This window comes from Silvanigrella sp. (genome assembly GCF_044369315.1).
Lineage (GTDB): Bacteria > Bdellovibrionota_B > Oligoflexia > Silvanigrellales > Silvanigrellaceae > Silvanigrella.
This window is the reverse complement of record NZ_JBIPMD010000129.1, coordinates 1-9176: the sequence shown is the minus strand read 5'-3', so window position 1 is coordinate 9176 and position 9176 is coordinate 1. Positions and strand designations below refer to the sequence as shown.

At 32.7% G+C, this 9176-nt stretch carries 9 protein-coding genes; 1 reads left to right on the top strand and 8 read right to left on the bottom strand.

Translation table 11 applies throughout. From position 1 onward, the window contains the following. Positions 1–303 (top strand): MarR family winged helix-turn-helix transcriptional regulator (locus ACIQ56_RS10830; RefSeq protein ID WP_397601073.1); only part of this gene is annotated, 303 nt, incomplete at its 5' end. A 33-nt stretch (positions 304–336) separates the two neighbouring features. On the opposite strand, the gene ACIQ56_RS10825 is transcribed toward ACIQ56_RS10830, so the two are convergent. From ACIQ56_RS10825 to ACIQ56_RS10790, 8 genes are all read right to left on the bottom strand, one after another. Next, a complete protein-coding gene (locus tag ACIQ56_RS10825; RefSeq protein WP_397601072.1) occupies positions 337–1368 on the bottom strand; it encodes an ROK family protein in 1032 nt (343 codons plus the stop codon). 126 nt (positions 1369–1494) lie between these two features. Then, on the bottom strand, positions 1495–2613 hold the full coding sequence (locus tag ACIQ56_RS10820) for an FUSC family protein (RefSeq protein ID WP_397601071.1): 1119 nt from the start codon (positions 2611–2613) through the stop codon (positions 1495–1497). 3 nt (positions 2614–2616) lie between these two features. After that, the gene (locus ACIQ56_RS10815) at positions 2617–3711 is read right to left on the bottom strand and encodes a hypothetical protein (protein ID WP_397601070.1); all 1095 of its coding nucleotides are present in this window, start codon (positions 3709–3711) and stop codon (positions 2617–2619) included. Continuing rightward, positions 3704–4348: an orotate phosphoribosyltransferase gene (locus ACIQ56_RS10810; RefSeq protein WP_397601069.1), complete on the bottom strand. Its 645-nt coding sequence runs from the start codon at positions 4346–4348 to the stop codon at positions 3704–3706. Before ACIQ56_RS10810 ends, ACIQ56_RS10815 begins: the two co-directional genes overlap by 8 nt. Beyond that, on the bottom strand, positions 4345–5493 hold the full coding sequence (locus ACIQ56_RS10805; RefSeq protein WP_397601068.1) for a hypothetical protein: 1149 nt from the start codon (positions 5491–5493) through the stop codon (positions 4345–4347). Before ACIQ56_RS10805 ends, ACIQ56_RS10810 begins: the two co-directional genes overlap by 4 nt. 1 nt (position 5494) lies before the next feature. Then, complete coding sequence (locus ACIQ56_RS10800; RefSeq protein WP_397601067.1) at positions 5495–6475, bottom strand: amidohydrolase family protein; 981 nt, start codon at positions 6473–6475, stop codon at positions 5495–5497. Positions 6476–6486: 11 nt separating this feature from the next. Beyond that, the gene (locus ACIQ56_RS10795) at positions 6487–8142 is read right to left on the bottom strand and encodes an argininosuccinate synthase (RefSeq protein ID WP_397601066.1); all 1656 of its coding nucleotides are present in this window, start codon (positions 8140–8142) and stop codon (positions 6487–6489) included. Positions 8143–8388: 246 nt separating this feature from the next. After that, the coding region (locus ACIQ56_RS10790) for a hypothetical protein (protein ID WP_397601065.1) at positions 8389–9176 on the bottom strand (788 nt) is incomplete at its 5' end.

Sequence of the window (9176 nt, the reverse complement as noted above, 5' to 3'; positions counted from 1 at the left end):
GGAAGAAACCCCGGAATTAGACAGGCAGATTTGGCTTTGATCATGGACGTAGAGCCGCAAAGTTTAACTCGTTCCCTTGAAAATATGGAACAAAAAAAATGGTTACAGAAACAAGATGACAATAAAGACAAACGAGCAAAAAGTTTGCATTTAACCGATACTGGTGAAAACAAACTTACAGATGCATTTAAAGTAAGCGAAAAAATACGCCCTAAAGTTTTAAAAGACCTACCTGAAAATGATAAAGAATTGCTCACAAAAATATTAAAACAGCTTCGAAAAAATTTAGAGATAATAATATAACAATTTAAACTTTTAAATGAATAAAATATATTTTTAAAAATGTAGGTTATTTTGCTCTAAAACAACCAAAGCGGCTCCAATAGCTCCTGCGGAATCACCTATTTTATGTTTATAAATAGAAATAGCTTGTTCAGGAAGATATGTATTTTCGCCGATTTTTTTCTCGAGACCTTCATAAATAACATCTTGTAAACTTAATCCTCCTCCTAAAACAAAATAATGAGGATCAAGCATGCAAGTTAAGGTTCCTAAAAAGAAAGCGAGATCAGATTTATATCTTTTCACAACGGCAAGCGCGATAGGATCTTGTGCTTTATAAAGTTCAAATATTTCAGCAGCACCTGGACGTTTTTCGATTTGAGAATAAATTCGATTATTTAAAGAAGCCTCTAAAGCGGGTCCGCATAAATATTGCTCGGCACAACCAGCACGGCCACAGTAACAAGGACTCCCTCCAGGATAAAGAGTCATATGCCCAACTTCTCCTGCTCCCCCTCTACGCCCTGTAACGGCTTTTCCATTTACAACAATACCGCCACCAAAACCGGATCCTAAAATGAGTCCAATGCTCACCTGTTTATTTACAGGAATTCCTGTTTTTTTAAAGTAATCGAGACCTGCCCCACATAGCGTTTCTGCTAATGCAAAACAATTGGCATCGTTTTCAGAAATAATAGGAAATGTTACTTTTAATTTATCTCGAAGATCTTGGTGTAAATTATGGCCGACTAGGATCATTGTATTACTTGATGTGACAAGTTCCGACTTGGGGTCAACAGGACCAGGAACACTGAGTCCGATACCGGATAAGGAATGTAAATCGACATTTTTTTCAGCACATACTTCTTTAGCTAATAAAGCCATTTTATCTATTAATTGTACGTATCCATTATGCCTTTCCGTTGCTACTCTTTTTTTATAAAGGACATATCCTGGGACAATATCTCCTGATGATTTTTGGAACTCAAAAGAAGAGATAAAGGATTCCTCCTTTTTTAGCTTGCCAATGTAAATCAGCATAGCTTCTACTTTTGTTCCACCAATATCAAACCCAATAAGATGCATAAGTACGTCTCCATCAGAAACAGTAAAAAATAGAGATTGCAGCTTGCCATACATAGAGTCTGTATATCAACTTTAAAAAGACTAAAAATGTAAAATATCAATAGAATTTATGATTTTAGGTCATTATTAGACCCTAGATTGGACATAATAATCTAATATCTTATTTATTTCTGCGTTCATGGACTTCACTTCTTGCAGCAACCTTATTAATAGGGAACGGTATTTGATCATATCAAATGATGCCGTTTTACCATGATGATCATATAAATTTTTAATGGCCTCTCTTTCAAGATTTTCAATAAGATTAAACTCATCTACACTGTTTATAAGCTCAATCGCCTTTTCTTTTGAAAGTGGTAAGCGAGCCACACAAATACGAAAATAGTTTTGAATCGAATTTAATTGCTCATAAACAAAAGGAAGACTTTCTTTTCTCTTTTCATAAGAATTAATTCTTAGAGAATTATAAATGGTCAATAATGTATAATGAATTCTTTCTTGAGATAAAATAAAATCCTCATATTCTTTTAAAGGATAATTTTTTTTCCCAAGTTCATGATAAATTTCTGATATTTTAATTCTTGCATTTTGATTATTTGTTGCTGATAAGACTTTTTGAATATAAACTTTTTCTTCTTTTATTTCACCAGCACTCCAATTAATTATATATTGAAAAAGATTTTCAAGCTCGGAAACAACATGCAAAAGATCATCTTTAAATGTTTTTTTTGCAAAATCGGGCCATAATAAAAAGGATGCTAATGTTCCAATTAAAGCGCCTAGAGCAACATCTTCAATTCTCAAAATAGCAAACTCTGCTCCATTATGAAATAAGGCAGAAATCAATGCGATCAACCCAAATGTAAAGAAAAAAACAGTATAGGTATAAGAGTTATTATTATAAACCGAATTATATATTGCCAATAACAATGATATTAATAATAAAATAACAGATATCGTTACATTATCTGGAAATAGAAAAGTTAATAAAAAAGCGAGGGCGCAACCTAGTACGGTCCCTAAAACCCTTTGTTTCGCTCTTTTTAGAGTAGCTCCAAAATTACTTTGCAAGCAAACAATTGCTGTTACCAATACCCATCCAGGAAATTCACCTTTTAGCCATTGTTGATTAACAAATAAACAGACTATACAGACTATAGATGCTCGCCAAGCTTGTCTTATTTCAGAAATTTTAAAATTAAAAATGAAAGAAAAAAAATTCTTAAATACATCGGTTAAAAACATTTTTTACTCTTTTTTACATAGAAATTTAAACTCTGAATTAAGTAAACTTATATTATCTTTCAATTGATATGCATTTGAAAATATTTCATTAAATATATCATCATGTATAAAATTTTCTCCACTTTTTTCAATTTTTTTAACTTCAACTAAAGCATCTAAATAAATTTTTTCATAAAGAAAACCCAATTCTTTTAAGGTATATTTTTTTCTATTATCTAAGAATTTAAGCATATCATTAGTGGTTTTATGAATTAAAGCGAATAATCTTCTGACGACAGGTTCATACTCAAATGGAACATTTAACAATCGTATTTTAATAGAAATTCCTATTGTATTTTCAATAAATCTTTCCGTTAAAATTGACATAACAAAATAAGGAAACAATTCATTTCTTTTAAGACTTTTACGATTTTTTCGGTACATATTCAAATCATTCATCATAAGCCTTAAACTTTGTAGCCGTAAAAATATTTTTTCTCTTCTTTTAGTCAATTGTAAAGAATATTTATCCGATTTATCAAAAGTAAAATTTTCAACTATTTCTATATAAAAAGAGAGCTCTCTTAAAACTGACTTTGTTTCTAAAAAACATTCCTTGCGAAGTTTTGGGCGCATTAAAATGACACAAATGAAATAACATATCGAAAATGCAATAATATTCATATAAATGTTTTTAATAAGCTCATGTCCGCTTTTTACAGATAAAATGGAGTATAAAGGAATTAAATAAACCCAAATTGAAAAAACTGTTCCAATTTTAAAATAGGTAAAAACATACATTAAAAAAGTTAATACAAAAACATAAAAATAAATAGAAATAAGGCTCGATGTGTAAGGATAAGAGACAGCAAGTGCGACAGTTGAAATTAAAAAAGAAAGCAACATATTCATTTCAAAGCGCCAATACAAAGAACGTGCATTTGACTGACATAAACCTAATGCACAAACTCCCATAAAAAACAAGGATGAGTCTTTGACGAATAAATAAATAATAATAACACAAAGAACAGCAAAAGCTGTTCTTGTTCCCTGTAAAATGGAGCGATAATCTTTTTCCCAAATATAGAGAAAATAATTAAATGTGTATTTATTATTCATCAAGTTGAGTTAGCCACTCCATAATCATTTTCATTTCGCGACCATTAATGAAATCTTTTGCATATGCAATATCAAATAAATCGGTTGTTTTAAATAAGCTCTTATATACAATATGTTTAGAATTAAAAAATTCACTTGATTTTTTTAAATTGTGTGTTGATATACTTGACGCAACAACTGATTTAATGGGCTCCATTTTTATATAATCCACAGCTTGAATGACACTTCCACCAGTCGTAATCATATCATCAATAACAAAAACATTTGAATTAGAAGGTAGCGTTCCTTCGATAACAGAAGTCAATCCATGCTGTTTTGGTTTACTTCTAACATAAACAAATCCAGCATTAAAATATTCTGCTAAAGCATAAGCAGGAGCAATTCCTGCTGTTGCTGTTCCTGCAAACACAACATTACCAGAATCAAACATAGAAGGAAATTCTGTTTTTAAGAACTCGGCCCACTTAGTAATAATTTTTTTGCGTAAAGAAACATGTGAAAATATTTTTCGATGATCTAAATAAACAGGAGACTCTTTCCCACTTGTTAACTTAAACATTGGATTTGTACTAATTTGTAAAACTTTTGTTTCAAAAAAACCCCTCACAATTTCATGGGTTTCAGAATCAAGAATCATGAAGGCATCTCCTCAATTTTTTCATAAGGCACCTGAAGAGACTCAGCTACTTCCGATGCTAAATTTAAATTCCACATCATACCAGTTGCTGCTTGAACAATATCAGCTCCCGCAGAAAGATAAGATTGAAATTCTTTGACACTTACGACACCACCCACTCCTATAATACCGAGTTGATTTGGATGGATTCCTAACTTTGATCGGATTTCAGCTAAGGAAGAAACCATTGATATCCCTTGATCAAAAATAAGAGAACCACAAACGCCCCCAGACAAAGAACCACTTCCAAGAGCTATTTTACTATTTATATTTCTAATATTAGCAGAAACAGTATTTATTGCACTAATTGCATGTAACATCCCAGCCGTCTCAGAAATAAATTTCCTTGTTTCTTCAGGACTCAAAGCGCCAATTTTAGCTACAAGTTTTACATCTGATTTTTCTTCAGATAAAACTTGATGCGCACACTGAATGGCTTTTAATGCACTTGGCAAATCTTTATAAAGTGGAGAATGGACTTCATTAGGACAACTTAAATTGATTTCTAATATTGTAGATGGAGAATTTTTAATACAATCTAAAGCCAAACGGATTGTTTTTTTAATGTCTAGATAAAAAGCTTCTTTTGTTTCTTTACTAGAAGACATTTCTTCTCGCGATCCTTGAAAACTTAATACAACTCCAGATCCTAAAATTTGTTTTTCATTTAAAGAAAGAAAATCTTTTTTCCATACATCTGGTGCTTGACTTGGAACACCAAATGAATTTGAAATCGAAATCGATTTCGAAAAATAATCTTTATTTTGAAATGGGGATCCAATCACGTCATTTTGATCGTTTGAAAAGATCGATTTTTGCTTAGAGTTTATCGATAAAACATTTGGCCATTTATTGCATTCCCAAGCTCTTGACCGCACAGTCTTATATACAGGTAAACAAAAACCTGCATTTAAAGCTGCTTTTACATACGATGCATTTAATAAAGGTCCAGCCGCTACTCCAAAAGGAAGATGAAGTGGCACACCTAAAAATTCATAACGAGGTTTTTCTGTGTATTTAACAAAAGGGAACCGGCCTTCTTTTAAAAATCGCGAATCGGGTCCATTTTTATAATTTTCTTCATAAGTTGCTGAAGCATTATACATTTTAAGATAGCCCCAATACTTTTAATCCATTTGATGTTGCTATTTTTAATAACTCATCCATTTCATAATAATGAGTCGATTCTAATAATACTCTTAGTTCCGTTATCATATTTCCATCAGCATAGGGTTTATAAATATCACAAATATTATCTGATCCTAACGCCACTGTTAAACCTGCTGGAATCATTTCATCTATAGGTGTTACTGAGTTGTGTGTTGGAGACAGAGTTTCATTTCTTCTACTATCAATCCATGCTGTCGGACAAGCAACAAAACTAAGCCCCGCATCTCGACAAAGTTTATATAATTCTTGACGATATGATTTTGAATGCGCTGCAATAGAAATTCCATGAACAGCCGTTACCTTACCTTCAAGCCCAAATTCAATTACCTTACGAGCCAATAATTCTGTTTCTTTTTCTTCAGCAGAATTTAATTGATCAACATGAATATGAACGCGTTTCCCTGTTTCTTTAGATGCTTTTAATAAGATACGAATATGCTCTTCTTCTTTGCCTGCATCAGCACCAGGCAATCCACCTATGATGTCGACATGCTCTAAAGATTTTTCAAACCAAGCTCGAGCTTCTTTATCTACAACACCTTTTAATGTCTGGCAGGCAATTAAAAATCTCATTTTTAATTCTTTTGCTGCAAAATCTTTTGCACGTTTAGCCGCAATTAAAGCTCTTTCACCTGCTACAGGATCGCAGTCAATAAAAGACAAACAATGGCGAACACCTTGTTCATTTTGTAACCTTAATGCAGAAGAAATATGTTGAAAATATATATCTTCCGTTGCTTGAGATTTAAAGCGATCAACCAACTTCCATTTTTCCTGTAATTGGCTATTTATGTTACCTTGAGTATTTGTAAAATCTTCAATAGAAACAGAATATGCTCTATCAAAATGGGCATGGGCATTGACAAAACCACCATGACCAGAAATCATTCCTGTTAACTTAGATAAAGGATTCCACATATTATTTCCTATTAAAGTAAAGCTGGTTTTTTAGTTGATTCAGATAATTTAGATAAACCTGATTTAGCAGATTTTGCCATGGTTTCAACTGTAACTTTAAATACTTCATAATCAGTTATAAGTTGAACTCCATTTTTTACACTCCAATTTCGAATATTTTTACCATCGATTTCTTCACTAATTGGTTTTGATGGTGTTGGTACGTTAACAACAAGATCAAATCTATTTTGTTTTAAAAGATCGATTAAATTGGGCTTGTGACTTTCTTCATTTGCTTTATGCACAAGAATACTTTTTACGCCTTGTTTTGCTAAATAAGCATGTGTTCCTTTTGTGGCAAATAATAAAAAACCTTGTTTTTGAAGTTCTGCAATTAATGGGGCAAATTTTTGTTTATTTTCATCGCCACCTACTGAAACAAGTGCATAACGCTCTTTTTCTTGAGAAAGACGCATTTGCATAGTATAAATTTCTGTAAATCCTGCAGAAGCATTTTGGTTAAACGCGTTACTTTTCATAAATGTTGCAAGTTTTTCATCAAAAATACTGTTTGGAGTTTCTACAGCTACAACGTCTGCTCTCCCTTTAAATAACTTGATTGTTACCAAACCTGTTACTTTTTCATTTATTTTTTCTATAAATGCGTTTAAATCATCCATTAAAGGCTCATGCCATAACGCTCCATAACATAAATAGCCCCATTTTTGATCCACAACGGCTTTAAATTCATTTTCTTGTCTTGTGCAGACAAATTTTTCAAGAGTTTCATGAGCACGAATGATGGTATGCGCTGCAGGAGATTCATAAACGCCACGGACTTTGAGTCCAACGACACGGTCTTCAAGGTGATGAGTAACACCTACTCCATGCAGCGCACCTATCTTATTTAATTCAAGAATAATAGAAGGAAGATCCATATCTATCCCATTTAATTGAACTGGAATTCCTCTTAAAAATCCCATTTTTACCAATTGCGCTTCATGTGGTGTTTTTTCAATTATATTGCAAACTTGAAGAATAGCTGGGAGGTTCGGAATAAGTGCTGGATTTTCAATTTCTCCACCTTCAGCAGAAACTCCCCACATATTATCATCATAGCTATAAGGAGAGTCTTTCGTCTGTTTTACAGGAATATTATGAACTCTTGCATATTCAAGTTCTTCGTCGCGCCCCATTCCCCATTCACGAACAGGGGCAATAATTTTCATTTCTGGAGCAAGGGTTAATACCGTGCCTTCGATACGAACCTGATCGTTTCCTTTTCCCGTACAACCATGCGCAATACAGTCACAATTTTCTTCACGTGCAATATCTACAGCTATTTTAGCAAGCAGTGGGCGGCCTAGGGGAGTTGCTAAGTGATAATCTCCTTGATAACGAGCGTTTGCTTTAATTCCTTTGGCTAAATAGTGGTAAGCAAATTCTTTTTTGGCATCGATAACATAAGCTTTTAAGGCCCCTAACTTTAAGGCTTTTTGGCGTATTTCTTCAAGATTATCGGCTTGTTGCCCAATATCAATGGTTAATGCAATCACTTCCGCATTGTAATACTCTTGAATCCATTTCAACATCACAGAGGTATCAAGGCCTCCAGAATACAAAAGAACAACCTTACGAATTTCTCCTTTACGACCTTCATAAGATGCTACTTTAACATAATCCGTCATTGTAAAATCTCCTCTGAAATATAAAATAAGCAAAAAAAAAGCCCCGCAATGCGGAGCTTTAAAAACAATAAATAAATAAATTAGAAATGAGCAATTTCTTTCTGCTTTCAGTGTCTATTTTGACTCGATAAATTGCGAAAGACATAGAATACCCTTTTGAAAGAAATACTTAAAAATCGTCCGAACGTTGATACTTGAATATAAGTTCAACGTCAAGACATATTCATTTATTTTTTGAATTAGATATTAAGGCACGGAAACAATTGCTAAACTAGATCCAAAGAGATCTCCGTCAAGAAGGTCAAGGCTTTCTGAATTGACATCTCCATTACTTCTTCCACCAATAAACTCAATACAATTTGAACCATCAAGCTGGCATCTAAACACAGCGCCCGTTCTTGCATTTGCATTATTAATTCTTCCTGAAGCACCAATATAAAGGTAGTTTCCTAAAATAGCTAAACTCGAACCCAAATTGTCTTTTAGGGAAAGACCTAAACTAGCAGCACTCGCTTTATTTTCGCCAGCAATCATTTCGGAACAATTCGTACCCTCTAAATTGCATTTAAAAACAGCGCCTATATCATATAAATTAGGATCCGTTGTTGGAAACCCATTTCTACCAATGGCACCTACAAAAATATTTGTTTCGTTACCTACTAAACTAGAACCAAATCCATCATTCAAAGATAAATGAATATTTTTTACATCAGTATAAATGCATTTTGAAATATCGTTACTGCATTTTAATAAACCACCATTGCCGCCATTTTTATTAACTGCGCCAACATAAAAAGAACTATTATACATAAATAAACTAGATCCAATGGAATCATGTTCGTTTAATAATTGGCTAAATAATTTTGATTTATTTTTGCCACCAATCAATTCATTACAACTTTTTCCATCTAAATCACATTGAAAAATGGATCCAACATCATCTTTATTATTATTATCTCTTCCTATAGAACCAATATAAATTTTATTATTTGAATGAAATAAAGCAGAGCCAAAATGATCAGCAGACATTAAAT

Bases quoted from the DNA above. Each gene is read 5' to 3' on its own strand.
- ACIQ56_RS10825 (WP_397601072.1), bottom strand. From the start codon at position 1,368: ATGCATCTTATTGGGTTTGATATTGGTGGAACAAAAGTAGAAGCTATG.
- ACIQ56_RS10820 (WP_397601071.1), bottom strand. From the start codon at position 2,613: ATGTTTTTAACCGATGTATTTAAGAATTTTTTTTCTTTCATTTTTAAT.
- ACIQ56_RS10815 (WP_397601070.1), bottom strand. From the start codon at position 3,711: ATGAATAATAAATACACATTTAATTATTTTCTCTATATTTGGGAAAAA.
- ACIQ56_RS10810 (WP_397601069.1), bottom strand. From the start codon at position 4,348: ATGATTCTTGATTCTGAAACCCATGAAATTGTGAGGGGTTTTTTTGAA.
- ACIQ56_RS10805 (WP_397601068.1), bottom strand. From the start codon at position 5,493: ATGTATAATGCTTCAGCAACTTATGAAGAAAATTATAAAAATGGACCC.
- ACIQ56_RS10800 (WP_397601067.1), bottom strand. From the start codon at position 6,475: ATGTGGAATCCTTTATCTAAGTTAACAGGAATGATTTCTGGTCATGGT.
- ACIQ56_RS10795 (WP_397601066.1), bottom strand. From the start codon at position 8,142: ATGACGGATTATGTTAAAGTAGCATCTTATGAAGGTCGTAAAGGAGAA.